The following is a 24,603-nucleotide window of genomic DNA, read 5'->3' as shown; positions in this document are numbered from 1 at the left end:
ACCTATGAGTATTTTTTATTGAGGGTGTTAACGTTGCAGCCAAGCAACAAGAACGTCACTCATTATTGGGATATAATCAAATTTCATGCGAAGAGGTTCAAGCTAGTCCACCAAGAAATTCGAGTTTTTTGTGGATACTTATTCGGTGGATCGCAAAACTTTATCTTCACGGCCGAGCGAAAACATGTTCATGGCCTTAGCCAAAGCAATGATCCGGTCTGGACCTACGACTTTACAGTAGGGAGCCGTCTGGGCCGCTTTTCACATAAAGACCCACGCGGCAGTATCATTGCGCTGAGCAGTTATAGCACGACTGTGATCGCCAAAAATTCCTATGATGAGTACGGCATTCCTGACGAGGACACTCAAATGCCGTCTGGCGACACTATCGCAGAGAAAGGGCGGTTCCGGTATACGGGACAGATGTGGCTGCCAGAGCTGGGCATGTATTACTACAAAGCCCGCATCTACTCGCCAACGCTCGGAAGGTTCCTCCAAACCGACCCCATCGGATATGAAGATCAATTCAACCTCTACGCTTATGTTGGAAATGATCCGATTAATAACGTCGATCCAACGGGTCTAAGTTGTGTATCCAACAAGGATGGCGTAGGCGTTACTTGTGAGATTGACGATCCGGGTGACTTGACCGGTGACGAGCTAGACGACGCAAATGAAAAATACACCAGAGCGGTCAACCGACTGCTGCTTGATCCCGAAGAAGAAGTCGAGATATCAGCCACTGACTCGGACGGGAAAAAGATATCCGAGACAGTCACAGCCGGTGCCATTGCCGAATCACTTATTTCTGCCCACGTCGGCTACGCGGGCGACTCGCCTCCTTTTCCTGGCCTAGGGGGAGGCAAGGCAAATGCCTCTACCAGAGGGACAATTGGAAGAGGTGTTGGGGTCAGAATTACGTTGTACAAGCCGGGCATCGAACAAGCGGGATCTGGTGCGGTAGAGCGAACCATAATTCATGAGGGAATCCACGGAACTCGTGAAGATGCTAATCTGAGAGCGCGATATAGAACACGGGGTGGAACAGTGGGCCAGCGGAGAAGAAGCCGTGGTCAAGGCTCGAATACGCACTTTAATAGTGCCCATCAAACATCACACAAACGTGTTGCAAGACATTTATTCAATCGTACTGTGCCATAATGAAAAATCTAATTATCTTGTTATCTCTTGCGGCATTAACAGGATGTGCTGAGGGTACTGATGCCTCAGCAGCTATTGAAGCTCGCTCGTTTCAAGTCCTTTCTAATGAAGACGGGATTGAGTTCCCATTTGTGGAATACAAAGCAAAAGGAAATCAAAACGACTTTGAGTTTGTTGCATATTTTTTCTATCCAATTCTCAAGGACCCGAGTTCATATTTGAGAGTGTATTACGACACTACAAGTCGGCGCGAACTAGCTCGACAATTGGGCTCCGAATTTGCTGGTGACTCTGGAGTGTTCGTGCAGTCCCAACAGCGTCTCCGAGCGAGCAATTTTTATATGGTTGACCCTCAATCGGAGAGTGGCACTGAGTGGACCATCGATATCTACAAGAGGTCGTTTGAGTGTCAGATACTGGAAGGATCGTTAGCGAACAAAGATCAATCTCATATAGTTTCATGTAAGCTGGACAACAACGAATTGAGGTATGAAATCGACTCTGTTAGAGGCATCACTTGGTATCAAGATTTCTGTGGTTCTGAAATTTGCACTTACAATCTTATTGGAATGTCGGGTTTGTATTCTCGAGAGTTCTACACGCGGATAGACCTGACACGAAATTGATTAGATTTTCGCAGTCGCTAGTGCGCCTATTATCTTCAAACGCTGAGCACGAAAATTCACTCCCTCCTCAGCGAAGCCCCGGAATAAGGATCATAGTCCGCAGGCGGCAGCTCGGGCCTTGCGGGCTCTGCCGCCACACTCTCGGCTTGATAAACCACTTGCGGAAAAGGCTCCTCCCCCTGCCACATCAGAGTAGAAGCAATTACCGGCGCGCCCAGCACCACAAAGCACCCTAGCACCGCTCTTGCGCCCATCCGCACAGGCAAGCGCCCACTAAGCGCCGCAAACCCCACCAGCGCAACGGCTATCACACAAAGCGTCACCACCAGCGGCCCTTGCAAAAGCTCAGCGATCCACCCCGTAGCGCCCTACAATGGCGAAGCACCGCTCGGCTCAAACAAGCTGAATTTGGGATAAGGCCGAGCTTACGTTCGCGCATATAGATTTGGTCATTAAGCTGAAAGTGCTGGTGCCGCTTACAGGATTCGAACCTGTGACCCCATCATTACGAATGATGTGCTCTACCAACTGAGCTAAAGCGGCGCTTCTCGCATTGTCGAGAAGGTGGAGGCCCGAGCCGGAATCGAACCGGCGTACACGGATTTGCAATCCGCTGCGTCACCACTCCGCCATCGGGCCGAGCCGCCAATATAAAGGCGGAAGCGGCGCACTAGCGATTCGTTGGGCTAAAGGCAATGCACTCATTCCCTCTTTGCAAGGGCGCCCCCTTATTGGCTGGCAAATTGCGATCGTGACGCAACGTCAATCTGGACCAAATGAAAGACAATCGGCAAAGCAGCTTGCATGACAATCGCAAGCCTTCTGGAGCCCATCACCGGTAAAGCCGGTTCTGTCACACTCTCGCACGCGGGAGACTGGATGCAGGGCCGTACCCTTTATGGCGGGGCATCTGCGCTTGTCGCGTTCACTATGGCGAAAAAGGCGTTTGCCGGTTTGCCGCCATTGCGGGCAGCGCAGATCGGGTTCGTTGCGCCAGTGGGTGAGGAGGTTGAGCTGTCAGCTGAGATCGTGCGTCAGGGCCGAAATGTAACGCAGGTTCGAAGCGAAATCCGCAATGAGAAGGGCGTTGCGCTCACCGCATTCTGGCTGTTTGCGCAAGGACGAGATCCCAATGGCACTGCGCCCTCTCAGCCTGCCGAAAAGTGGCCGGGGCCGCCGCAGGACAATCAGCCCGCAATGGAAGGCAAAGGGCCTCCCTTCATTCAGAAGAACTTTGAGCTGCGCCACGGACAGACCATCGGCACCGATAAGGGGGCGACTATTCGGCGCTGGGCGCGGCTGACGGAAGATCACACGCTTGATCCGGTTAGCAAGCTTGTTCTGATGGGCGATGTCATGCCGCCGGGCGCAATGCGCATCATGGAGCGGCCCGGCCCGATCAGTTCGATCAACTGGTCATTCAATGTGCTCGATCCCGAGACACAATCGAAAGACGGTTGGTATCTGGCAGAAAATTCCAGCCAGCATCTGGATGACGGCTATTCTTCTGAACGACTGCGCATGTACGACACTCAAGGCCGCCAAGTTCTTGACGGCCTCCAATGTGTCGCAGTTTTTGGCTGATCGCCTAGCTTGGGTGCCTTCAATCCCTAGGCAGCGTCGACGTCTTCAAAAACACCGGGGCGTTTTTGCATCGAAGACATAACCGCCTCGATCTGGTTCTTGGTGCGCATAATTTTGTCCTGCTCGGCGCTCTCTTGGATCAGGATATCGTCGGTCTGTCCATCATACATCGCATCGTGCAAGCGTTTGGAAGCACGGACCGCGTCCGGGTTCTTGCCTGCGATAACACCAGCGATCTCCATCGCCCGCGCCAGAGGTTCTTCGTCGACATGTGTGGCAAAGCCAAGAGACTGCGCCTCAGCCCCTGAAAACTCACGGTTGGTGTAAACAAGCTCGCGCAGCACATCATCGCGAACCAAGCCGCGCCATAAGGCATAGCCTGCCATATCCGGGACAAGGCCCCATTTCATCTCCATAACCGACATGCGGGTTTCCGGGTGAACGATGCGAATGTCGGCCCCGCTCGCAATCTGCAAACCGCCGCCAAAACATACGCCGTGAACCGCAGCGATCACGGGAACAGCCAACCGGCGCCATTGGAAGGCGACTTCCTGAAATTTATTGGTGTTGCCGTGCGTGCGCGTTTCGAGACGCCGCTCCTCGCTTTGGGAGGAATTGGTGAAGTTGCTCAAATCAATCCCAGCGCAAAAGGCGCGTCCCTCACCAGACAGAACGACGGCACGCACGCCTTTGGTCGCCGCAAGGGTTTGCGCAGCCTCGATCATGGCATCAAACATATCCGGATCGAGCGCGTTCATCTTGTCCGCGCGCACAAAACGCACATGCGCAACGCCATCTTCATTCAGCTCAACGCTGACGCGCTGGTTTGCAGACAGGGTTTGGGCTTGGGACATCTGGTCTCTCCATCGGCGTTGCCTCGTATGGTGGAGGGTGTGGCCCAAGCATCGCTGAGTGTCCAGAGATGAGTTGCACAGCGAAACCGGATGCTCTGCTTCCTGCAAAACCAAAGCCTGGCCTCTCATGGAGGGCCCAAGGCTCTAAGCGCCTCGGTCTCGGATGCGGCCTCAGCCGTTATTGGTGAATGCGAGGTCGATGTCTTTTTGCGGGACGTTGATGAAATACCCTCCGTCCGGGTGCGTTGCGAGAATTCCCGCAAGACCCAGCGGCTCCAACTTGCGGCGGATACGGGCGACGTGGACAGCGACGCTATTGGTTTCGGGCTCGTAATCAATGCGCCAAACATCGCACAAAAGCTGGCGTTTGGTCACCCGCCTACCGGCCTCCTCGGCCAGCCGCCAAAGCACTTCGAATTCTCTGGGATGGAAGGCGAGCCAGTTGTCATCGACCCGCGCATCGCGGTGGAACAAGTCTAATGTGACCTCTCCCAACTGACGAAAGCGCGGAATGAGGTTTCCGTTATCGGGAAAAAATTGATTTGCGACTTTTGAACTCATGTGCTGCCCCCGCGCGCATCGAATAGACCGCGTCTTGTGTAAAAATGAGATGGTCGAGAAGCTCGATATCGAGCGCTGTTGCTATGGATTCCAGGCGCCGCGTTGACAAAACATCAGCGCGGCTTGGGCGGCAATGCCCAGACGGGTGATTGTGAGCGAGAAGGATGCCTTGTGCCCGGAGTGCCAGCGCCTTCTCGAAAAGATTGCGCATCCTCAAAGACAAAGCGCCTGAACTGCCTAAGCCCATCGCGGCATCGCCCAGAAAGACACGATTGCGATCGACAAACAGGACATGGAATCGCTCAACCGCAAATGGTTCTGCGATCACCATAGCCTTTAGAAAGTCGATCATCGCGCTGTTGTGCGCTGTATCGCTATCGGCCATCGGAGCCGGTGCCGAAGTGAGCAATGGCTTCACTTCACATCATCCCGCCACGAGGGTTGAATACCATGCTGCCACGCTGATTCCCCCTGAGGGACAGCCGCATTGGCGCTGATACCCATAGACGGTTTGGTAACCCGCCAATCGCGGTATTCACCGTGCCTTCGCCTGCGTTGAACGTGCCGCACCACTCCGATGGCTAATACGATAAGTTGGACCCAGCCGGGCGCAATAAACATCACAGCATAAGCAATAGGTGAAATCAGATCGGCCAAGCTTCGGGCGAGGTGTGCCGTAACCGCCAGAACCTGCATTCCTGCAATCCACAATGTGTAATTGCGGTTCGCATAAAGAGCCAGCCAGATGAAAATAGTGCCAGCAATCACGTCGGTGCTGGCGACAAACCAATCGACAGCGTTAAGTTGAATGCTCGCTCCAAAAAGCCAGTTTTGCACGTGGCCAGCCAGTTCGAAAACAATCAACCAAGTGGCAGCGACAATCCGCTCCGGACGACCGCCCCAGATTATCGCTGCCACACACACCGCTATTGCAAAGATATCCTGGACGTGAGCCCGGTAATCTAAGAAGAGCGAATCCCACATTCAGGTCAGGCTTCTTCTGTCACCAAAGGCCGCGAGGCCGTCTCACGGGTGTCAGGGGCCACTTCGAGAAGTTCGGTAGGAATATTTTCGTCGCCAGCCATACGTTCGCGGGCCACCTTACTGAGCTCATCGTGAACGCGAAGGAGGCTGGTGGACATGCTCATCGCCTGAGCTTCGGCTTGATTCAAGCGCATCAATGCACGTTGTCCGGTATCCACCTCAACATGTGGGTTTTGCCGAGCGGCGAGCATAGCTTGCTTCAAACGCGCGAAAGCAATCATGGATTCATCTGCCAGCGCTTCGGCTTCGCGAACCAGTTTCTTAAGGTTCCGGGCATCGGCGAGCATACGATCTGTCATGGTAAGTCTCCATGCTCCCCTTTGCTCGTCAAGAGAAGCCTTGTTGGTCAACCGGGACAGTCACACGTTCGTCCAACGCCTCGCTGAGTGTAACAGCGGCAGTTACGGTAAGGACCACAGCGGCCAAAAAGCCGAAAGCAATCCCAAAAATCGCAACCAGGCGAAGCCAAACAGCGTTTTCACCATCGAGCGCCCGGGGGACAACCTGCGGTTCAGCGGCCCGTAACCACGGCGCCTCTTCAACCATGGAAGAGACATCGCGAATAACGAGCTCTCCCGGGTCGTCCTGCGCCATTGGCTCACTCATTAGCGCACTGATGGGGACCTGATTTTTGCTGTATACAGATTCGCTTAAGCCCGCGTCTCGCGGTGTAAGATCTTGTTTCCAAGAGCCTTCTTTGCCGGGCTCGGTTTCTCTCTGCGCATTTTTGTCGGCTCGATAAGCCTCAACAAGGTCGGCAAGGTTCTCAGCCTCGTAGATATTTTTCAGCGCCCGGATGTGCTGATTGATCCGAGTCTCTGAAACACCCAGCTCTTGAGCAATGACTTTGATTGGAGTGCGCCGATCAATCCGCTCGACTACGGCTTGCTGCCTCTTGGTTAGGGGCCGCAGTGCGTCCCATGACATCACAACCTCCTATGTAAAAAGACTATGTAAACTGACAAGGTAGTCCGACAGAGCAAAATGACAATATAAGTTGATCGGACTAACCTATTTTATGAACGCACAACGCGCCCAATTGTGCCAGCCCCACAAAACAATGAAACAAGCGCATCAACTTTCGCCATCAGGCCGCGGAAGAATTCAAACCCATTTCCGAAAAGTAACGCTTTATATTGCGCGCTGCCTGCCTTAATCTTTGCTCATTTTCCACCATCGCTATTCTGACAAACCCCTCACCCTCTTCGCCGTAACCCACCCCAGGTGCCACAGCCACTTGCGCCTCGGTCAGCAATTGCTTTGAAAACTCAAGGCTTCCCATTTCTTTTAACGCAGGCGGAAGCGGGGCCCATGCGAACATTGACGCTGGTGGCGGCGGAACATCCCATCCCGCGCGCCCAAATGCTTCGACCATGACGTCACGGCGCTTTTGATAAAGCTCACGATTCGATGCGACAATATCCTGCGGTCCATTCAGCGCTGCACAGGCTGCTGCTTGAATAGGCGTAAACGCTCCATAATCGAGATAGGATTTCACCCGCGTAAGCGCTGCGATAAGCTGCTTATTGCCAACCGCAAAGCCCATGCGCCAACCGGCCATCGAATAGGTCTTGCTCATGCTGGTGAATTCAACCGCCACGTCCTTTGCACCGGGCACCTGCATGATTGACGGGGTTGGATTGCCATCAAAATAAAGCTCTGAATAAGCAAGGTCCGACAAGACCCAGACCTTATTCTCGCGCGCCCATGCGACCAGTCGCTCATAAAAAGCGAGGTCGACAACTTCGGAGGTGGGGTTCGATGGATAGCTCACAACCAATACGCTGGGCCGCGGCACCGTAAAATTCATCGCACTTTCGAGGGAGCGCCAATATTCTTCGTCAGGCGTCGTAGGCACGGCGCGGATCGTTGCGCCTGCTATAATAAAGCCGAAGGTGTGGATGGGATAGGACGGGTTTGGTGCAAGCACAACATCACCAGGCGCGGTGATAGCTGTTGCGAGGCTGCCTAGCCCCTCCTTTGACCCCATCGTCACGACAACTTCGGTCTCAGGATCAAGATCAACCCCAAAACGCCGCTCGTAATAGTTTGATTGCGCCCGCCTGAGACCAGGGATGCCCTTGGACTGGGAATAACCATGCGCATCGGGTTTTGATGCGACCTCGCACAATTTCTCGATAACATGCTGCGGCGGGGGCTGGTCGGGATTGCCCATACCAAGGTCAATGATGTCCTGCCCCTCTTGGCGCGCGGCATGACGCAGCGCATTAACCTCAGCAATCACATACGGCGGAAGCCGCTTCATCCGGTAAAATTGGTCGTCCATTCGTTTCTGCCCGAGCGCGCTATTTCAGGAACCAATTGGCTTTGGCTCCATTCGTTAAACGTATATGTAGGTCAGCAATTGGTTTCTGTATACGCCGCTTTGGCTACGCTGCCAGAAGATAGCGCTATCAGGGTAGCAAGCCAGCGTTTCAGTCAATAAGGCAAAGACACCATGCACAAAAGGGCGCAATAATGGCTGATAACAAGAACGATCAAACAACCAGCGGCTTTCCCCATGATGCTATGGGTCCATTGAACTCGCTCATGAATATGCAAGGCGAAGCATTGCGCGCACTTTTCTCGCAAAACCCGTCCCAGGGCGGATCAGAGACCTTCCCAGCCATGCCCGCTCTCCCCAATGGGGCCGACATGCAAAACATGGGTGATCTTGGCGACTGGGCCAAATCGGCGAGCGAGATGCAGGCTATGTGGCTCCAATTTGTGACCGCGCAGGCTGGCAAGGCAGCTAAAGGGGCGGCGCAAGGCTCAGGGATAGGCAAAAACCTGCTTGATCCTGCACAGTGGCTGCTCGTGTCGCAAAGCATGGTGAAAACACTTCCAGGTGATCTGGTCCAGACGCAGGCGAAGCTTGCAGGCGATACGGTGCAACTTTGGCAGGACTTCGCCAAACAAATGCTCAGCGGAGTGGGAGAGCTGGCGGGCGCGGTCACAGGAGGAATGTCAGGGGGCACGTCAGGGGACAACGCGTCCCCGGCACTGCCTCGTCAGGACCGCCGCTTTGTCGATCCGGCATGGAGCGAGAACCCTGCATTTGTTCTGCTTCATCAGACCTATCTGATGCTGACTGAATATTTCAAGCATGCGGCTGCGAATATAGACGGCCTTGAAAGCGAGAAGAAAACTCAGCTCAAATTTGCCATTAGCGCTTTATCGGACGCGATGAGCCCGGGCAATTTCCTCGCCACCAATCCGGTGGTGCTCAAACGGACGATTGAAACACGCGGCCAAAATCTCGTGAGCGGAATGCGCCACCTCATCGCGGACCTTGAGCGCGGTCAGTTGACGCATACTGACCCCAATGCCTTCACGCTCGGTGAGAATTTGGCGGCGACACCGGGCAAAGTGGTTGCGCAGAGCGATCTCTACCAATTGATCCAATATTCGCCGTCCACCAAGGACGTTTATGAAGTGCCGCTGGTGATCTTTCCGCCGTGGATCAACCGGTATTACATCCTCGACCTCACTGCCGAGAAAAGCTTCATCAAATGGGCGGTCGATCAGGGTATCACCGTTTTTGTGGTGAGCTGGAAGTCCGCTGACGAAACGATGGGCGATGTGGTGTGGGACGATTACATCCGCGCCCAGCTTGAGGCGATTGATACGATTCGCGAGCGGCTGAATGTGCCAAGCGTCCATGCAATCGGTTATTGCGTGGCCGGCACAACCTTAGCGGCAACGCTCGCGCTGCTCACTTCGAGAGGCGAGGCGGACAAGGTCAAGAGCGCGACGTTCTTCACAGCGCAGGTCGATTTTGCCCGCAGTGGCGATTTAAAGCACTTCATCGGTGAGGGACAGCTTGAGATGATCGGGCAGCTGTCTCCTGATGGCTATCTTGATGGGCGGTACTTGGCGGCGACCTTTAATGCGCTGCGGGGTAAGGATCTCATTTGGAATTATGTGATCAACAATTACCTGCTGGGCGAAGATTATCCCGCATTTGACCTCCTCCACTGGAACGGGGACGTCACCAATCTGCCTGCCAAGTGGCACAATGATTATTTGCGCGACCTTTACCGCGACAACAAACTCGTGGTCCCCGGCGCGCTTGAGGCGGACGGCACGGCGATTGACCTCACACAGGTTGAGACACCTTCTTATGTGCAGGCTGGCCGGGAGGATCACATTGCCCCTGCGGAAAGTGTTTGGCAGCTAACCAACCACTTCAAAGGACCGCTTGAGTTTGTGCTTGCAGGCTCTGGCCATATTGCAGGCGTTGTAAATCACCCCGATGCTGGCAAGTACCAATATTGGCTGGGGGACAAGGGCGCGAGCTCACTTTCAGAGTTTATCGAGAGCGCGGACGAATACCCCGGCAGCTGGTGGCCGCATTGGCTTGAATGGCTTTGCTCGCAGGACAATAAGAAGACACCTGCGACCGGCAAACGCAAGCCCGGTGGCCGCGGCGATAAAGTGATTGAGGACGCTCCTGGCACCTATGTTAAATCACGCTAGGCACTCCATCGCGCTGACCGAACGAGACCAAGCATCAGATAAATAAGGCCTTTGGCCTGTTTTGTGCACTGCACAAAAAATCCTTGACTTCGCAGCTGCAATGCCTATTTTGTGCAGTGCAACAAGACGGAGCTACTCATGGCTGAAGCCAAGACAACATCGAAAATCGACGCTGCGGCGGCAAAGGTCAAATCCGACGCTGCTGCAAGCAAAACTGCAAGCGCAGCTAAGGTCGCCGAAGCGGTAAAAGCGGACGGCCCTAAGCCTGAAGTGAGCACCAGAGCGGTCAAGAAGGCTGTCGCTGCTCATGCACAGAAGCGCGCACCCGCTGCCCGCAAGACCGCAGCGAAAAAGACACCTGCCAAAAAGCCAGCGGCCAAGAAAGCCGCGGCGAAAAAGGCTCCAACAAAGGTAGCAGCCAAGACCGCCGCCACCACCAACCCAGTTTCAAAACTTAAGGACACCATCATGGCAACTGCACAAAAGACCGACATCACTGCCGACATCGCAGCCAAGGCGAAAGAATTCGCAGCTGACGCGCAGACCCGCGCTAAAGGCGCTTACGGCAAAGCCACAGAGTTTGCCTCTGAAGCTGGCGACTTTAACAAAGCCAATGTTGAGGCAGTTGTCGAAAGCGGCAAAATCCTCATCGCTGGTGCACAGGAAATGGTGAAATCAGACGTTGAGACCGGCAAAGCTGTGATCGAAACCGTCACCGGGGACGTGAAAAAAGTGACCACAATCAAGTCACCTACCGAGCTTTTCGAACTTCAGGGCGAAATCGCTCGCCGCAATTTTGATGCGGCCGTCTCATTCAGCTCCAAGCGCACCGAAGCCATTGTGAAGCTTTATAACGACGCATTCGCTCCGATTTCGAACCGCGTTAGCGTTGCAGCTGAAAAAGTTTCGAAGGCTGCCTAAGCGCTGACCTTCAACTGAATTTCAGAGCTGGGCCTCTCTCCTCTCTCTTTTTAGCCCGGTTCGTGAAAGCGCGCGAAAGCGCATGGACCAGAAAGACCACCCCCGGTCTTTCTGGTCCTTTTTTGTTTTGGCGCCGGAAATCTCGGCTAAAACCCACAAACTGCTGGATCGGCGCGGTCTTGTCTTGCGTGCGGGCACAGGTTTCCCATAATGGAGGGCAATGACGACGTCTGATCCCTGCCTTGCCGAACCAACACCTCGCACGCTGATGCTGCATGTTTTTGCAGGAGGTTCGGATACGGATAAGCCAGACACTGGGGACACCGATGACGGCGATGCGCAGGTCGGGGTCGCTACAAAAACTCGCACGAGCCCCAAGAAACCGAGCCAATATAAAGTGCTGCTGCTCAATGACGACTACACTCCGATGGAATTTGTGGTCATGGTCTTGAAGCGTTTTTTCGGCATGGACTTGGAGCAAGCGACCCGCGTGATGCTGCATGTTCACCAAAAGGGTGTCGGAGTGTGCGGCATTTTTCCATATGAAGTGGCCGAAACCAAGGTCAATCAGGTCATGGATTTCGCGCGCCAGAACCAGCATCCGCTGCAATGTACGCTCGAAAAGGCATGAAATAGGCTCGTGGTTTCATGTTAGGCCGTCCCAAACCGGATCCTGTAGGCCCCGGGCAGGAAAGCGTTTGGGACTACCCGCGCCCCGCCATTTGCGAACCGGCAGCGCGCCGCATTCAGATTATTCACAATGGCGTGCAGCTGGCCGACAGCGCCGGCGCATGGCGCACGCTTGAGACCAGTCACCCCCCGACCTATTACATTCCTCAAGCCGATATCTCGATAGAATACCTTCGCACCAATTCGCGCCGGACCATGTGCGAATGGAAAGGGCAGGCGCGCTATTTCGATATTGTGGTGGGAGACGATGCGATCCCGGCTGGTGCCTGGAGCTACGCCGCCCCCACCCCCGGCTTTGCAGGCATCCGTGACTTTATTGCCTTTTATCCCGACCCGCTTGATCAATGCCTGGTAGATGGTGAGCAGATCACCCCGCAACCGGGACAATTTTATGGCGGCTGGATCAGTCAATATGAAGCAGGGCCTTTCAAAGGCATGCCGGGCAGTCAGTTCTGGTGACGCTGCGCTTGTGCATTTGGCTGGCAATTGAGGCGCGCTTACCCACATATGGGCATGACGCGCGGGCGAATTCCCGCTAGAGCGCTTCGCACGAGCTAAATTGCGCGAACAGATGCGCGAAAGGACCGGGACGGCACAGGCATTGCTGAATTTTATTCCCAGTATTGACCGGTATATTCTTCGGCTGGTGATTGTGCCGATGCTCGGAGTGTTCGCGCTCGCGGCGAGCTTGCTTTTGCTCGACAAAATGCTGCGATTGTTCGATTTTGTGGCAGTCGAAGGCGGGCCGATTGGCGTGGTCTTCAAGATGCTGGGCGCGCTCATCCCAGAATATGCGAGCCTTGCGATCCCCTTAGGGTTGCTTTTGGGCGTTCTGTTCGCCTTTCGAAAGCTCGCAACCTCCTCTGAACTTGATACCATGCGCGCGGTGGGCCTATCCTATTGGCGGCTTTTGCGGGTTCCCTACATCCTCACCGCGATCCTTGTTGCGGTCAATATTGCGCTTGTATTCTACATCCAGCCGCTCAGCCGGTATTACTATGAGCAGATGGAGTACGAACTGCGATCCGGCGCTCTTGGTGCGTCTATTAAGGTCGGCGAATTCACCACTCTTGCAGACCGCATGGCTCTCAGAATTGAGCAGAGCGAGGATGATGGTCAGCGCCTGATCGGAATTTTCGCCCGCGTCTCCAACACCGAGGACCAGGTCCTTTCGATCAGCGCGCGCGAAGGCAGTTTCATGGCGACCACCGATGATCCCGACACGATCATCCTGCGCCTCACCGAAGGCACTATCGTTCAAGACACCGGAGATGATACGCCGCGGGTGCTTTCTTTCTCGCGCCATGATTTGCCCATCGACCTGCCTGCAATTGAACAATTCCGCGCCCGAGGTGACGGAAGCCGGGAATACATATTGCCCGAACTGCTCAGCATCGGATGGGCAGACGAAAATGCGACTGAGGCGCAGCGCGACGCCACTCAGGCGAGTTTCAACTACCGCATGGTTGAGATCGTGATGATGTGGCTCTTGCCGCTTTTGGCCGTGGCTTTGGCCATCCCCCCCAAGCGATCGACGAGCGCCTTAGGGATATTCACCTCCATCATCCTGGTCGTCGCCTATCACAAGGTGAACCAATATGGAGCCGATATCGCAGCCCTCGGCAGGTTCGATCCGATCATCGCTTTGTGGGGGCCGTTTGTCATTTTCTCAGCACTCATCATCTGGATGTACCACCGGACCGCGCATGTGCCGGGGGGCAAGCTTTGGGAGTGCTCGAACGTGGCTTCGACAAAACGGCCAAGCAAGTCGGCAAGCTTTTTGGCCGGCGCAAGGCACATTCATTGGTCGCCGATCATCAAGCGGAAAGCGAAGATGCCGCTATCGCTTCGGCACGGTAGCGGCGCTCAAGACAACCGATGCAGTTGGATTTCTTTCCCTCGCGTTCTTTGACGCTCTACCTCGCCAAAATGTTCGTGGTGCGCATTCTGGCTGTGCTTGTGATGCTGGTCTTGGTGCTGATGGCGCTGGACCTGCTTGGCAACACAGGCACGATTTTGGCGCCCGAAGGCAATGGCCAGAACGAGATCATCAAATATGTGAGCCTGCGCATACCGCAGCTGATATCGAGGTTCCTGCCTTATTCTGTACTGCTTGCGACGCTCATTACGCTGGTGGCGCTTAATCAGAACAGCGAGGTGGTGGCGATGAAAGCGGCGGGATTGTCGGCCCACCAGGTGCTCTCGCCGCTGCTTCTTACCGCCGCCGTCGTCGCAGTGATCAGCTTTGCCTTTAACGAACGAATTGTTACCCGCGCCAATTCTACGATCAAGGCGTGGGAGGCGGTCGAATATGGGCCGATCCCCGAAGATTCGGGCATCAGAACCAATGTCTATTTGACAGACGGCGACAACATTTTGACCGCCGTCTCGCTTACCGGGAAAGGCGAGCAGATAAAGCTCTTCAATGTCACCTGGTACACAAGAGCGCCCGGCGGCATCATCAGCGAGCAAGTGCGCGCACCCAGCGCCAGCTATGCAGCTCCCGGCTGGCAATTGGACAGCCCAACGCGCTTTGATGTCGGCAGCGCTGACACTCAGGAGTTGGAGACGCTAACAGTCGGAGAGACGCTCACCCCTGACCAAATCGACCTGCAATCTGTGGACATTGACGGGCAGAGCTTTTGGGAGCTTTCCGAAACCATTGACGCTTTCGAAGCGGTCGGCAGGCGCACCACAGAAATGCGCGCCAAATGGTGGCACCGGATTTCCGGACCCTTATCGGCGCTGTTGATGCCGCTCTTGGGTTCTATCGCCGCATTTGGATTGGCGCGTTCGGGGCAATTGTTTGTCCGCGCTGTCCTCGGAATGGCGCTGGGTTTTGCCTATTTCGTGGTCGACAATGCCGCGCTCGCAATGGGCAGTTTTGGGGGCTACCCGCCGTTTCTTGCCGCATGGGCCCCGTTTTTTCTCTTCCTTTTGGTGGGTGAAACCGTCCTCATCCGCACCGAGGAATGAGCGCGGGCAATTGGTCGCTGCGCCTTGCACGCAAAGCAGACGCTGAGTTTATGCCTGCAATTGAGAGCGCGGCGGGAGCCGTCTTTCGGACTGTTGAAGGCCTTTCCGGCATAGCAGACAATGAGACCGTGCCGGTTGAGCGTCTTGAGCGCTACATCCGCAAAGGGCATTGTCTTGCCGCGCATGCAGGCGAGCGGATGATTGGGTTTCTTGTGTGCGAGCCCTTCCGGCGCGAACTGCACATCTGGGAGCTTGATGTGCATCCTGACTTTCAAGGGCAAGGTGTGGGGGCTGGCTTGCTGCGCGCCTGCATGATTGATGCACGCAATTCGGGCTTTGCCGCGATCACCCTCACCACTTTCCGCGACGTGCCCTGGAACGGGCCGTTCTATCAAGCCCGCGGGTTTGAGGAGGTGATTGCCCTCGATGCCCATCCCCGGCTTGCCGGCGAGCTGGCTCTTGAGGCGGACAGCGGCCTTCCCGTTTCAAGACGATGCGCGATGATCCATTTCCTTGAATAGCATCATGGGTGTACTAGAGCGAGGCGAAGTAAGAAGGATCTCGACCATGCAACGCTTTACGACTGCAAGTCTTATCGGTCTCGGATTGGCTTTAGCTGCATGCAGCAGCGAACCCGAGGACACGCCTGACCTCACCGAGGCGATCCCTCTCGATGCCGATCCAGAGGGCGAGGCCAATGCAGCTGGCAGCGACCGTGTGCTGGAGGATGGTGCGCAGGAGAAGGGTACGAAGGCATCCGGCGAGGCAGCGTCTGGCGGTGCCCCTGCCCTTCCCGGTGGCTCGGACAATGGCGCAGGCGCTAAGGGTACAAGAGGTCAAAAAGCCCTTCCAGACACGATGGAAGCAGGCAGCAACCCGCCCGGTTTCAAGCCGCCCAAGGGCTCAAAAGTTCAGCGGATGAACTGAGAGACGCCTCAGCGCGGCAGCATTGTGCTGCGCGCAATTCGCCCAACCAAATTGAACATCCCCGGATGGTTCGCACCCTCATAGGTCGTTCCATCGCCCAGTTCGTGCGCCAGCCTGCGATGCGCCTCAGGCAGGTCGTGGTAGGGCATTGATGGCATCAGATGATGCAGCGCGTGATAGCGCAAACCAACAGGCGCCCAGATTTCAGCCATAACCCCCGGAGGCGGGACATTCACGCTATCGAGAAACTGCGCTGTCACCGTCATGGGTTCCCCCTCATTCTCCCAAAGATGCGCGACCAATGTGCGCAGTTGGTTGAGAAGAGTGGTCAAGGAAAGGATACCAAGCGCGACCAGCAACGGCTTCCACCCGATCACAAGCGGGCTTGCGAGCAGCGCAATCGCCCAAATGCTGGCGCCCAATTGCTGCCAGCGAACCTGCTTTGCAAAATCGCCATCGGCAGGCTTGCGGCGAAAGTCCGGATTGATTGAGAGCGAAGACGCACGCTCCCACACAAGGCGGCGTAGAGGCGGGATTACAAGGCCCAAAGGCACCAAAATCGCCGAACGAATGATGACCGCAACAGGCGCAAACAATGCGACGATCACGAACAGCGGCAAGCTCCATGGTTTCATCAAAGCGAGGGGTAGATATTCCGGGTCCTCAATGGTGCCATATTGGGTGCGCTTGTGGTGAATGACGTGAACGCCTTCATACATGAAGCTGGGCGCCATCATTGGGATACCCACGAGCAGGTTCCAGCCCAATCGAAAGCCGGGAAGCGCGTTCTTGTGGATATGCGTGAGCTCATGAATGAACATGAGCGCGCGATACAGCGCAAGCGAGGCCACAGCCCCAGCCGCAATTGCCACAAACACATTGGTGGTAAGGATCGCCAGAGCAATCGCGCCATAACCAATCGCTGCCGAAATGAGCATATCAGACCAGTAAATCCAGCCCTTAGCCTCTCCCAAATCCTTAGTCAGATCGCGCGCTGCCCGCAGCATATCTTTATCATCAAGCGCACGGAAATCTTCGCGCTTGGCGCGGGGCCGAGATGATGGTGCTTGGGTTGGAGAAGGGATTGGCTGATGCTTGGTCATGTCATTGGGATGGTGAATAGATATTTCCTACCAAAGCTCTTACCGCATACGGCGCCCAAGATATAGGGTTCAAGACAAAGACGCCAAGGCGCAAACGCGGTGATATAGTCAAATCGTCCGATTGGCTTGAGAAAATACTTCGGGCAGAAGATGAGCGCGTTGATGCATGACCCAAGCCTGTAAGATAGTGAGAGTAACACCCAATGGTTTCAACTGATGCCGCACAGCCGCTGATTATAGAGCCGGTCGAAGGCAAAAAAGGGCGTGCGCGGTTTGTCGATCTGGGCCGCACCTTTGCCGCCAGGGTTAACAACGCTGTACCCCAGCTTCGCTCTGAACAATTGGAGCTGGTTGATCCGCGCAAGAACCCATTTTTCGGCCACGCCAGAGCGCAGCTCTTTATTGCGATGCGCGGCGGTAAACCGGTGGGCCGTATCTCCGCTCAGATTGATGAACTGGCTCTAAAAATGCCTGAAGAGCAAGGCTTTGGACCTGGCACAGGCATGTTTGGCTATTTCGATGCAGAAGATGAAACGGTGGCAAAAGCCCTTATCGCGCAGGCTGAGGATTGGTTGAAGGCTCAAGGGATGACGCGGGCTCTGGGACCAATTTCCATGGCGATGTGGGAGGAGCCGGGGCTGCTTGTAAAAGGGCACGACCATTCCCCAATGGTCATGATGGGGCATCACCCTGCGCATTATCAGGCATGGATCGAAGATGCGGGCTATTCGGTTGCCAAAACGCTTTTCACTTACGATCTTGATGTCTCGCGCGAATTTCCTCCGCTTGTTCAACGCATCACGAAATCTGGTGAACGCAATAAACGTATGACCGTGCGCCAGGTGGATAAGTCTCGCTGGGACGAAGATGCCGCGATCGTGCTCTCAATCCTCAATGACGCGTGGTCTGACAACTGGGGATTTGTCCCCTTCACCCCAGAAGAAGTCGCTTACGCCGGCAAAAAGCTCAAACCCATCATCAAGAGCGAGCTCAATATGATCGCCGAGATTGATGGCCGGCCCGTTGCCTTTATGCTGGTGTTCCCAGATATGAATCAGGTGCTGTCCAAAATTAACGGAAAGCTTTTTCCCTTTGGATGGTTTCATATGCTGCGCTGGCTGCGCTATCCGAAAGGGGCCGGTATGCGGGTGCCGTTAATGGGCGTTTTGAAGGAGTATCAAAATTCTCGCGCTGCAAGCCAGTTGGCATTTATGATGATCAGCCATATCCGCAGCAATGCAGCCTCAAAGTTTCACTCACAGCGAGGCGAAATTGGTTGGATCCTTGAGGATAACCAAGGCATGGTGGCGATAGCCGATGCCATCGACAGTTCTATCAACCGCGAATATGCCATCTATGGGAAGAGCATTGGTTGACCTGACACAAGCGGAGGCCGAGACGATGCAATCGGGCGGGCATTTGACGAGTTTGCTGGGCTATAAAAAAGGCCTCCACTCAAATGAGTGAAGGCCTTTCGGGATCTTGTCGCCGACCATATGGACGGGAGGGGGTTCAGGCCGGCGACATAAAATAAATGCCCATCTAAGAATGGGGTTCCCAAGTTTTCAAATTTTTTTGGTTTCAGTTTTGCGCGCGCCATTTAATGCGTACATAGATTTACAAGATGGGTGCGAAGTTGGCTTGTGAAAGTCCGTTTCGCACCCTTTAAGAACGATATTTCCGGAGATGATTGTGTCCCTCAGTCAACAACTCGCCGAGGATCTTCCATTTCTTCGACGCTATGCGCGCGCGCTTAGTGGTTCCCAAGAAAGAGGCGACGCCATGGTTCGCTCAGCGCTTCAGAGCGCGCTTGTGAACGATGAAAAGAAGCAGTCATTGCAACAAGGACGCGTTGCCCTTTACCGCTTGTTCCATGAGACCTTAGGCGACGAACAACTAGCCCTTGATAGCGCGGAGGCCGCGAGCTCAAAAGAAGCGAGCGCTGTGACCAAACTTCGCGCGATCACAGACAGCAAGCGTCATGCGCTGCTGCTAACAACCGTCGAAGAATTCACCCTGCGCCAAGCTGCACAAGTGCTTCAGATCGAACCTGACGCGGTCGAAACGCTTGCAAACGAAGCTATCGCAGAGATCGATTCAGAGCAGAAGACACGTGTTCTTATCATCGAAGACGAGCCGATGATTATGATGCAGCTTGAGGATCTGGTGGAATCGTTGGGGCACGAAGTGTGCGGTACTGCCACGACTCACGCCGAAGCTTTGAAGGCTGCGACAACCACTCAGCCCGGCCTCGTGCTGGCCGATATTCAACTGGCCGATGGATCGTCAGGCCTTGATGCAGTGGAAGATATCTTGGGGCTGAGCAGTGTGCCTGTTGTCTTCATCACCGCATACCCTGAACGCCTTTTGACAGGCGACCGGGTTGAGCCGACCTATTTGGTGACGAAGCCCTTCCGAGAGCAGGCCGTCAAAGCTGCTATCAGTCAGGCCCTGTTCTTCGGTTGAGGTTCTTCGGCTGAGGTTCTTCGGCTGAGGCTCTCTGGACCAGGTTTTCAAATTGCCTCTTTGCAATTTCTCACAAGCAGACCAGATGATCGGTTTATTTGTCAGTTTTTGACGCCTATTGTCCATAAACAGCTCAAGGCGAACCGGCCTAAAGGAAACGAGGGAACATTTGTGTAGCTTGCAAGTTTCATTTGCATTCCCACCGCGCAAACGGCGCGATGGTTATGACAGATCGCTTGCGGTATGTTCCGTAAGCGATGGGATAAAGCAGGTTCACAAATGAGCTCCGCGAAGGAACCGGAAAAAGACAAGTCTGATCTGCGTGCTGATGCGCGCCGAGATGATTCGGTTGATGCGCCGGCATGGGCTCAAGGGCTGAAACAGCTCTACGATCAGGTAGTGGAAGAGCCGCTGCCGGATAGTTTTAAGGACTTGCTCGACGCTTTCGATGAAAGCACCGGGCCTGGCGAAGACGCCGGAACCGGAAAGCCGAGTTAGTGACGCAAGAAACTAAGTCTCCTAAACCTGACGCAAAACAGCGCGCCGATTTTAAGCGGGAGCTGACCGAAGTGATCCCGCATCTTCGCGCCTTTGCTCGCGGGCTTTGCGGCCGGGCAGATATGGCCGATGATCTGGTACAGGAGGCATTGCTCAAAGCTTGGGCTGCGCAAGACCGTTTTGAGCCGGGCACCTCAATGCGCGCGTGGACCTTTGTGATTTTGCGCAATGCCTATCTCACCGACATGCGCCGCAACCGGTTCCGGGGCAATTATGACGAAGGCATGGCGGAGCGCATCTTAACGCAGCCCGCAGCACAAGAAGAGCCGATCCATCTGTCCGACATGCACCGGGCCTTATTGACGCTGCCCCCCGAAAGGCGCGAGGCGCTTTTGTTGGTGGGTGCGGGCGGCTTTTCCTATGAAGAAGCAGCGCAGATTTGCGGCTGCGCACTTGGCACGATCAAGAGCCGGGTCGGGCGTGCGCGTGCAACGCTCAATGAAATGCTCTCGAAAGACAATGTGCCAGGCAGGTCTACGCGCGATGCCACCGCGCACAGCGCCATCCTGGATGAGCTCGATGACGTCGTCGCAAACGCAGACGACTTTGGTAGCGCAGGCGCAACAGACTGAGCGCAAATCGCATGGGGCTAAAAGACCGTGCTTGGCCTCTCACTGCCCTTGGCATAATGTGAAGGTGCAAGGGGAAGATCACACAGCCAATGGATCATCAGCCATCACAAAAACCTCCAGTTGGGGGAAACATAATTGGGGGAAATACCCCGGGCGTGACTGGCCCCGGCGGCAATAGCGTGAGCAGCCCTGAGGTGCGGCTGATGTCGTCTTTGGTGGTTCTGATCGGGCTTGGCCTGTTTTTGGCCCTGCCCTTTGTTCTTTCGATTGGTTCGGTTGTTTTCCTACCGCTTGTGACAGCCATTCTTTTGACCATCCTGCTTTCTCCCTTGGCGGATCAACTGGCAAAGTTTGGCCTGCCAAATGTCATTGCCTCGCTCAGTTCGCTGCTGGTCTTTATGGGGGTTTTGTTTCTTGCCCTCGGTCTGATCCTTCAACCTGCGCTCGACCTGTTCGAGCAGATTCCCGAAATCGCAGGCCGTGTTGGCCAGCGTTTCGAAGACCTGCGCGGCGAATTTGAATGGATCGCGATAGCCAATTCAGAGCTGGCAAAGATCATGGGAGACACCGGCACTTCGCAAGTCGTGCTGGCAACGCCCAGCCTGCTTGAAGAGATCGCTTTTGCCACGCCGTCAGTAGTGGTTTCTGTGCTGATCATGATTCTGATGGCATTTTTCATGATTGAGGCGCGGGTGCGACTGCGCCGCCATCTTTTGTTCGATAGGGAAAGTTTCGGCTCAAGCGTCAAGGCGGCCCGCGCTATCCGCGAGGTTCAAGACCGCGTGGCTGCCTATATTATGACGGTGGGCTGTATCAACGCGGGCGTCGGCGTGCTCGTTGCGCTTGGTGCCTGGGCGCTTGGTGTGGATGTGCCGATCATGTGGGGCGGCCTCGCCATGATCCTCAATTTTATCCCTTACATCGGCCCAATGTTCATGTTCGCACTGCTCGCGCTGTTCGGCGTTGGGACAGCAGAAACAGTGTGGCTCGGGATGATCCCTGCACTTGCATATCTTGGCCTCAACGCGGTTGAAGGCAATGTGATCACCCCTTCGATATTGGGCGCAAGGTTCACTATGAGCCCGGTTATGATCTTGATCGCGCTGTCCTATTTTACATGGATATGGGGCGTGCCCGGAGCGCTGTTATCGGTGCCTATCTTGCTTACATTAACGGCGCTGTTCGATCATATCGGCAGGCCTAACCTTGTCGGATTTTTGTTTGGCGAGCCCTTGTTCAAAGGCGATATTCCCGAAGGCGCGGTCCAAGAGGATCCCGCAGGACCGCTCTAGTCGGCAGCTTTATCGACCGCGCTCGTCACCGCCACATTCATCGTCACATTGGCAAGGGTGCGCATGATATCAGGGAGCATTTCAACAGCCACCAGCAAAGCAAGCGGTTCAATCGGCACACCCATCGCAATCGCAATCGGACCGATAGAAACAACAAAGCTTATTGATCCCGGCAAGCTGACCGACCCGACTGAAATAATCAGAGCGACCAAAACCCCGGCAATCGCAAGCGGGAGGGAAATCTCAACGCCTGCAAGCGCCGCGACATAAAGCGCCACAGCCATATTCATGGCCGGGCTTGTCGCGCGAAAAATCGCAACCGCGAGAGGCAAGACGAATTCGCTGGTAACCGGCCTGATCCCCAAGCGGCTGGAGCTGTCCAGCATCGCAGGAAGGCTGGCGAGCGAGCTTTGCGTGGAGACCGCGACCGCCTGTGCAGGCAGGACATTGCGGGCAAAGCGCAAAGGATTAACTCCGCCCAATGCCCAAGCCAGCGCATATGCAAGGATAAGAATAAACCCGCCCATCGCCGAGACGACAAGAATGTAGTGAGCAAGCGCTGCAAACGCCCCGCCCCCGCTGCGCATTCCCACCCCGAAAGCAAGCGCGAACACGCCAACGGGCGCGATCCAAAGCACCCAGCCTATGATCAGCAACATGGCGTTTGCCAAAGCGTGGAAAAAGCCCATGAGCGAAGCATTTTGCTCTTTGGGAAGTTTGGATACGGCCACAGCGAAGAGTGCGAAAAAGATCGTCAACGGCAGCATGGCCGTCTCGCCTGCTGCGGCAATAATATTGGGCGCGATCAGTGACCCCAGAAAATCCAGAATACCCGGCACCGCAAGCTCGTCACCGGGCACTTCTGCCAGAAATCCGCTGGCGCTTTGCGGGACCGGGAAAATCGCAAGAAGCGCAGGCATCAGCACAGCGGTAAAGACGCCGCCAAGGATCAAGACGCCAAAGACCAGCGCCAAGAACCTGCGGGCCGCTTTACCCGCGCGCGCCGCCTGAACCATTTGAGCCAGGCCAAGCACAAGCAAGGCTGCGACTAGAGGGATGATTGTCATTTGAAGCGCGCGAAGCCAGAGCGAACCCACAAGAGAAAGCGGCTGTAGCACCCGTTCAGGCAAGGCAGCAGATGACAATGCAACGCCGAGCCCCAGGCCCAATATGAGCGCTGCAAAGGTTGCAATGACCGGCAGGCGGATCGTGGTCAGCTCATATGCGCTATCTTGCGTATGGCTATCTTGCGCATGGTTGAATGATGGTTCGCTCAAGGTCGGCCTCAGGTATGTCTGAATGTATCTTTTCTTTTCAGGACTACGCGTGCCCTTCCCTTCAGGCGATAACCGCGCCAGAAGAAAGTGACAAATCCGCCTGTGGCTAATAACGCGAAAGCAACCTTCGGCGGCTATAGGCTGGCGCAAACAATCTGAGGACAAAACAAAGCCATGACACGCAAGTTCTTTGGCACTGACGGCATTAGAGGCCGCACCAATGCAGGCGTCATGACCGCTGCCACCGCTATGCGAGTGGGACAGGCGGCTGGGAATTACTTTGTGCGCGGCACGCACCGGCACCGCGTGGTGATCGGAAAAGACACTCGGCTTTCCGGCTATATGATGGAAAGCGCTCTCGTCGCAGGTTTCACCAGCGTTGGTATGGATGTGATCATGACCGGCCCCCTGCCAACGCCTGCAATTGCGCTTCTCACCCGCGAAATGCGCGCCGACCTGGGTGTGATGATTTCAGCGAGCCACAACCCTTATGCCGACAATGGGATCAAATTGTTTGGGCCCGATGGGTTCAAACTCTCAGACGAGGCAGAAGCCGAGATTGAGGCACTTCTCGAATCCGATCCCAAGCTCGTTGATGCCGAGAAAATCGGACGCGCGCGCAGGATCGAAGACGCGCGGGGGCGCTACATTCATGCGGTCAAACAATCGGTTGGCAGCGACATGCGATTTGACGGACTTAAGGTGGTTGTCGATTGCGCCAATGGGGCCGCTTATCAAGTCGCCCCTTCCGCCATATGGGAGCTTGGCGCCGATGTGACCACATTGGGCGTCAATCCCAATGGGACAAACATCAATGACGGCGTTGGTTCAACTTCGATTGAGGCGCTTCAGGCCAAGGTTGTCGAAGAAGGCGCGCATATTGGCATCGCGCTGGATGGAGATGCAGACCGGCTGATTCTGGTCGATGAAAAGGGCCGCAAGGTTGACGGTGATCAGATCATGGCTCTTATCGCCGCCAGAATGCACGAAAAAGGCTCACTGACAGGCGGCGGCGTCGTGGCAACGGTCATGTCAAACCTTGGGCTTGAGCGGCATTTGGAAGCGCGCGGCCTTACGCTTGAGCGGACCAAAGTTGGCGATCGCTATGTGCTTGAGCGCATGAAAGAAGGGGGCTTTAATGTGGGCGGTGAGCAGTCCGGCCATATGATCATGCTTGATCATACGACGACCGGCGACGGTACAGTGGCTGCGATGCGGGTGCTGAGCTCTCTTGTGCGCTCTGGCAAACCCGCAAGCGAGATATTGCATCAGTTTGACCCGGTCCCGCAGCTTCTCAAAAATGTGCGCTATGATGGCGGTGCGCCTTTGAACAATGCGGCTGTGCAGCAGTGCATATCGGAGGCGAAGAACGAGCTTGAAGGCCATGGCCGTCTCGTGATCCGCGCCTCGGGGACCGAACCTGTTATCCGCGTTATGGCTGAGGGCGATGATGCCGCCCAAGTGGAAGCGGTCGTAGATAGGGTCTGCGATGCTGTGCGCAGTGCAGCCTGA

General features: G+C 55.3%; 26 protein-coding genes, 2 tRNA genes and 1 pseudogene. 17 read left to right on the top strand and 12 right to left on the bottom strand.

Annotation, left to right across the window (positions count from 1 at the left end; all coding sequences use genetic code 11):
• The first annotated feature begins 33 nt into the window (after nucleotides 1-33).
• Together AC0V60_RS00290 and AC0V60_RS00285 are read left to right on the top strand one after the other, a co-directional pair.
• A complete protein-coding gene (locus AC0V60_RS00290; protein ID WP_486176565.1) occupies nucleotides 34-1,161 on the top strand; it encodes an RHS repeat-associated core domain-containing protein in 1,128 nt (375 codons plus the stop codon).
• Nucleotides 1,161-1,787: a hypothetical protein gene (locus tag AC0V60_RS00285; RefSeq protein ID WP_486176564.1), complete on the top strand. Its 627-nt coding sequence runs from the start codon at nucleotides 1,161-1,163 to the stop codon at nucleotides 1,785-1,787. Before AC0V60_RS00290 ends, AC0V60_RS00285 begins: the two co-directional genes overlap by 1 nt.
• A 56-nt stretch (nucleotides 1,788-1,843) precedes the next feature.
• Here the strand turns inward: AC0V60_RS00285 and AC0V60_RS00280 are convergent, their stop codons facing one another.
• From AC0V60_RS00280 to AC0V60_RS00270, 3 genes are all read right to left on the bottom strand, one after another.
• Entirely contained in the window at nucleotides 1,844-2,140 is a 297-nt protein-coding gene (locus AC0V60_RS00280; RefSeq protein ID WP_486179404.1) for a TrbC/VirB2 family protein, read from the bottom strand.
• Nucleotides 2,141-2,254: 114 nt separating this feature from the next.
• A tRNA-Thr gene (locus tag AC0V60_RS00275) sits at nucleotides 2,255-2,330 on the bottom strand.
• A 22-nt stretch (nucleotides 2,331-2,352) separates the two neighbouring features.
• Nucleotides 2,353-2,426, bottom strand: a tRNA-Cys gene (locus tag AC0V60_RS00270).
• A gap of 165 nt (nucleotides 2,427-2,591) precedes the next feature.
• Between AC0V60_RS00270 and AC0V60_RS00265 the strand changes: the two genes are divergently transcribed.
• The gene (locus AC0V60_RS00265; RefSeq protein ID WP_486176563.1) at nucleotides 2,592-3,371 is read left to right on the top strand and encodes a thioesterase family protein; all 780 of its coding nucleotides are present in this window, start codon (nucleotides 2,592-2,594) and stop codon (nucleotides 3,369-3,371) included.
• Between the two features lie 26 nt (nucleotides 3,372-3,397).
• On the opposite strand, the gene AC0V60_RS00260 is transcribed toward AC0V60_RS00265, so the two are convergent.
• The 7 genes from AC0V60_RS00260 to AC0V60_RS00230 all read right to left on the bottom strand — a co-directional run bounded on the left by AC0V60_RS00260 (nucleotide 3,398) and on the right by AC0V60_RS00230 (nucleotide 8,117).
• Nucleotides 3,398-4,225 carry a crotonase/enoyl-CoA hydratase family protein gene (locus AC0V60_RS00260; protein WP_486176562.1) on the bottom strand — a complete coding sequence of 276 codons (828 nt, stop codon included), beginning with the start codon at nucleotides 4,223-4,225 and terminating at the stop codon, nucleotides 3,398-3,400.
• A 171-nt stretch (nucleotides 4,226-4,396) separates the two neighbouring features.
• Nucleotides 4,397-4,786, bottom strand: coding sequence for a winged helix-turn-helix domain-containing protein (locus tag AC0V60_RS00255; protein WP_486176561.1), 390 nt, complete (start codon nucleotides 4,784-4,786; stop codon nucleotides 4,397-4,399).
• Nucleotides 4,749-5,204, bottom strand: a complete 456-nt coding sequence (locus tag AC0V60_RS00250) for a JAB domain-containing protein (RefSeq protein ID WP_486176560.1) — start codon at nucleotides 5,202-5,204, stop codon at nucleotides 4,749-4,751. Before AC0V60_RS00250 ends, AC0V60_RS00255 begins: the two co-directional genes overlap by 38 nt.
• Nucleotides 5,201-5,770, bottom strand: coding sequence for a hypothetical protein (locus AC0V60_RS00245; RefSeq protein ID WP_486176559.1), 570 nt, complete (start codon nucleotides 5,768-5,770; stop codon nucleotides 5,201-5,203). The genes AC0V60_RS00250 and AC0V60_RS00245 overlap by 4 nt, the downstream gene beginning before the upstream one ends.
• A gap of 5 nt (nucleotides 5,771-5,775) precedes the next feature.
• Entirely contained in the window at nucleotides 5,776-6,129 is a 354-nt protein-coding gene (locus tag AC0V60_RS00240; RefSeq protein WP_486176558.1) for a hypothetical protein, read from the bottom strand.
• Nucleotides 6,130-6,157: 28 nt separating this feature from the next.
• Entirely contained in the window at nucleotides 6,158-6,757 is a 600-nt protein-coding gene (locus AC0V60_RS00235; RefSeq protein WP_486176557.1) for a hypothetical protein, read from the bottom strand.
• Nucleotides 6,758-6,917: 160 nt separating this feature from the next.
• Nucleotides 6,918-8,117, bottom strand: coding sequence for an LL-diaminopimelate aminotransferase (locus AC0V60_RS00230; protein ID WP_486176556.1), 1,200 nt, complete (start codon nucleotides 8,115-8,117; stop codon nucleotides 6,918-6,920).
• A 191-nt stretch (nucleotides 8,118-8,308) separates the two neighbouring features.
• Here AC0V60_RS00230 and AC0V60_RS00225 point away from each other — a divergent pair, with 191 nt between their 5' ends.
• The 8 genes and pseudogenes from AC0V60_RS00225 to AC0V60_RS00190 all read left to right on the top strand — a co-directional run bounded on the left by AC0V60_RS00225 (nucleotide 8,309) and on the right by AC0V60_RS00190 (nucleotide 15,823).
• Nucleotides 8,309-10,309, top strand: coding sequence for a PHA/PHB synthase family protein (locus tag AC0V60_RS00225; RefSeq protein ID WP_486176555.1), 2,001 nt, complete (start codon nucleotides 8,309-8,311; stop codon nucleotides 10,307-10,309).
• A gap of 138 nt (nucleotides 10,310-10,447) precedes the next feature.
• Entirely contained in the window at nucleotides 10,448-11,230 is a 783-nt protein-coding gene (locus AC0V60_RS00220; protein ID WP_486176554.1) for a phasin family protein, read from the top strand.
• Nucleotides 11,231-11,498: 268 nt separating this feature from the next.
• Complete coding sequence (clpS, locus tag AC0V60_RS00215) at nucleotides 11,499-11,861, top strand: ATP-dependent Clp protease adapter ClpS (RefSeq protein WP_486179403.1); 363 nt, start codon at nucleotides 11,499-11,501, stop codon at nucleotides 11,859-11,861.
• Nucleotides 11,862-11,878: 17 nt separating this feature from the next.
• The gene (locus tag AC0V60_RS00210) at nucleotides 11,879-12,379 is read left to right on the top strand and encodes a DUF427 domain-containing protein (protein WP_486176553.1); all 501 of its coding nucleotides are present in this window, start codon (nucleotides 11,879-11,881) and stop codon (nucleotides 12,377-12,379) included.
• A 112-nt stretch (nucleotides 12,380-12,491) separates the two neighbouring features.
• Nucleotides 12,492-13,780 (top strand): annotated as a pseudogene (locus AC0V60_RS00205) (LptF/LptG family permease).
• An 18-nt stretch (nucleotides 13,781-13,798) separates the two neighbouring features.
• Nucleotides 13,799-14,896, top strand: a complete 1,098-nt coding sequence (gene lptG, locus AC0V60_RS00200) for an LPS export ABC transporter permease LptG (RefSeq protein ID WP_486176552.1) — start codon at nucleotides 13,799-13,801, stop codon at nucleotides 14,894-14,896.
• Entirely contained in the window at nucleotides 14,893-15,417 is a 525-nt protein-coding gene (locus AC0V60_RS00195; protein WP_486176551.1) for a GNAT family N-acetyltransferase, read from the top strand. The genes lptG and AC0V60_RS00195 overlap by 4 nt, the downstream gene beginning before the upstream one ends.
• Before the next feature lie 46 nt (nucleotides 15,418-15,463).
• Nucleotides 15,464-15,823 (top strand): hypothetical protein, encoded by a 360-nt coding sequence (locus AC0V60_RS00190; RefSeq protein WP_486176550.1) that lies wholly within the window; start codon nucleotides 15,464-15,466, stop codon nucleotides 15,821-15,823.
• Nucleotides 15,824-15,831: 8 nt separating this feature from the next.
• Here AC0V60_RS00190 and AC0V60_RS00185 read toward each other — a convergent pair whose 3' ends face one another.
• On the bottom strand, nucleotides 15,832-16,926 hold the full coding sequence (locus AC0V60_RS00185) for a fatty acid desaturase family protein (RefSeq protein WP_486176549.1): 1,095 nt from the start codon (nucleotides 16,924-16,926) through the stop codon (nucleotides 15,832-15,834).
• Nucleotides 16,927-17,129: 203 nt separating this feature from the next.
• Between AC0V60_RS00185 and AC0V60_RS00180 the strand changes: the two genes are divergently transcribed.
• From AC0V60_RS00180 to AC0V60_RS00160, 5 genes are all read left to right on the top strand, one after another.
• Complete coding sequence (locus AC0V60_RS00180) at nucleotides 17,130-18,302, top strand: N-acetyltransferase (RefSeq protein ID WP_486176548.1); 1,173 nt, start codon at nucleotides 17,130-17,132, stop codon at nucleotides 18,300-18,302.
• 310 nt (nucleotides 18,303-18,612) lie between these two features.
• Complete coding sequence (locus AC0V60_RS00175; protein WP_486176547.1) at nucleotides 18,613-19,392, top strand: response regulator; 780 nt, start codon at nucleotides 18,613-18,615, stop codon at nucleotides 19,390-19,392.
• Nucleotides 19,393-19,671: 279 nt separating this feature from the next.
• Nucleotides 19,672-19,890, top strand: coding sequence for a NepR family anti-sigma factor (locus AC0V60_RS00170; RefSeq protein ID WP_486176546.1), 219 nt, complete (start codon nucleotides 19,672-19,674; stop codon nucleotides 19,888-19,890).
• A complete protein-coding gene (locus tag AC0V60_RS00165) occupies nucleotides 19,890-20,522 on the top strand; it encodes a sigma-70 family RNA polymerase sigma factor (protein WP_486176545.1) in 633 nt (210 codons plus the stop codon). Before AC0V60_RS00170 ends, AC0V60_RS00165 begins: the two co-directional genes overlap by 1 nt.
• 155 nt (nucleotides 20,523-20,677) lie before the next feature.
• The gene (locus AC0V60_RS00160) at nucleotides 20,678-21,814 is read left to right on the top strand and encodes an AI-2E family transporter (RefSeq protein WP_486176544.1); all 1,137 of its coding nucleotides are present in this window, start codon (nucleotides 20,678-20,680) and stop codon (nucleotides 21,812-21,814) included.
• Here AC0V60_RS00160 and AC0V60_RS00155 read toward each other — a convergent pair.
• The gene (locus tag AC0V60_RS00155; RefSeq protein WP_486176543.1) at nucleotides 21,811-23,091 is read right to left on the bottom strand and encodes a dicarboxylate/amino acid:cation symporter; all 1,281 of its coding nucleotides are present in this window, start codon (nucleotides 23,089-23,091) and stop codon (nucleotides 21,811-21,813) included. The two genes, AC0V60_RS00160 and AC0V60_RS00155, sit on opposite strands and share 4 nt — an antisense overlap.
• A 174-nt stretch (nucleotides 23,092-23,265) precedes the next feature.
• Here AC0V60_RS00155 and glmM point away from each other — a divergent pair, with 174 nt between their 5' ends.
• Nucleotides 23,266-24,603, top strand: coding sequence for a phosphoglucosamine mutase (gene glmM / locus AC0V60_RS00150; RefSeq protein ID WP_486176542.1), 1,338 nt, complete (start codon nucleotides 23,266-23,268; stop codon nucleotides 24,601-24,603).

The sequence above is a fragment of the Erythrobacter sp. S259 genome (genome assembly GCF_057364965.1).
Note: the sequence above shows the minus strand (reverse complement) of the source record. Positions and strands in the feature narration are given on the sequence as shown.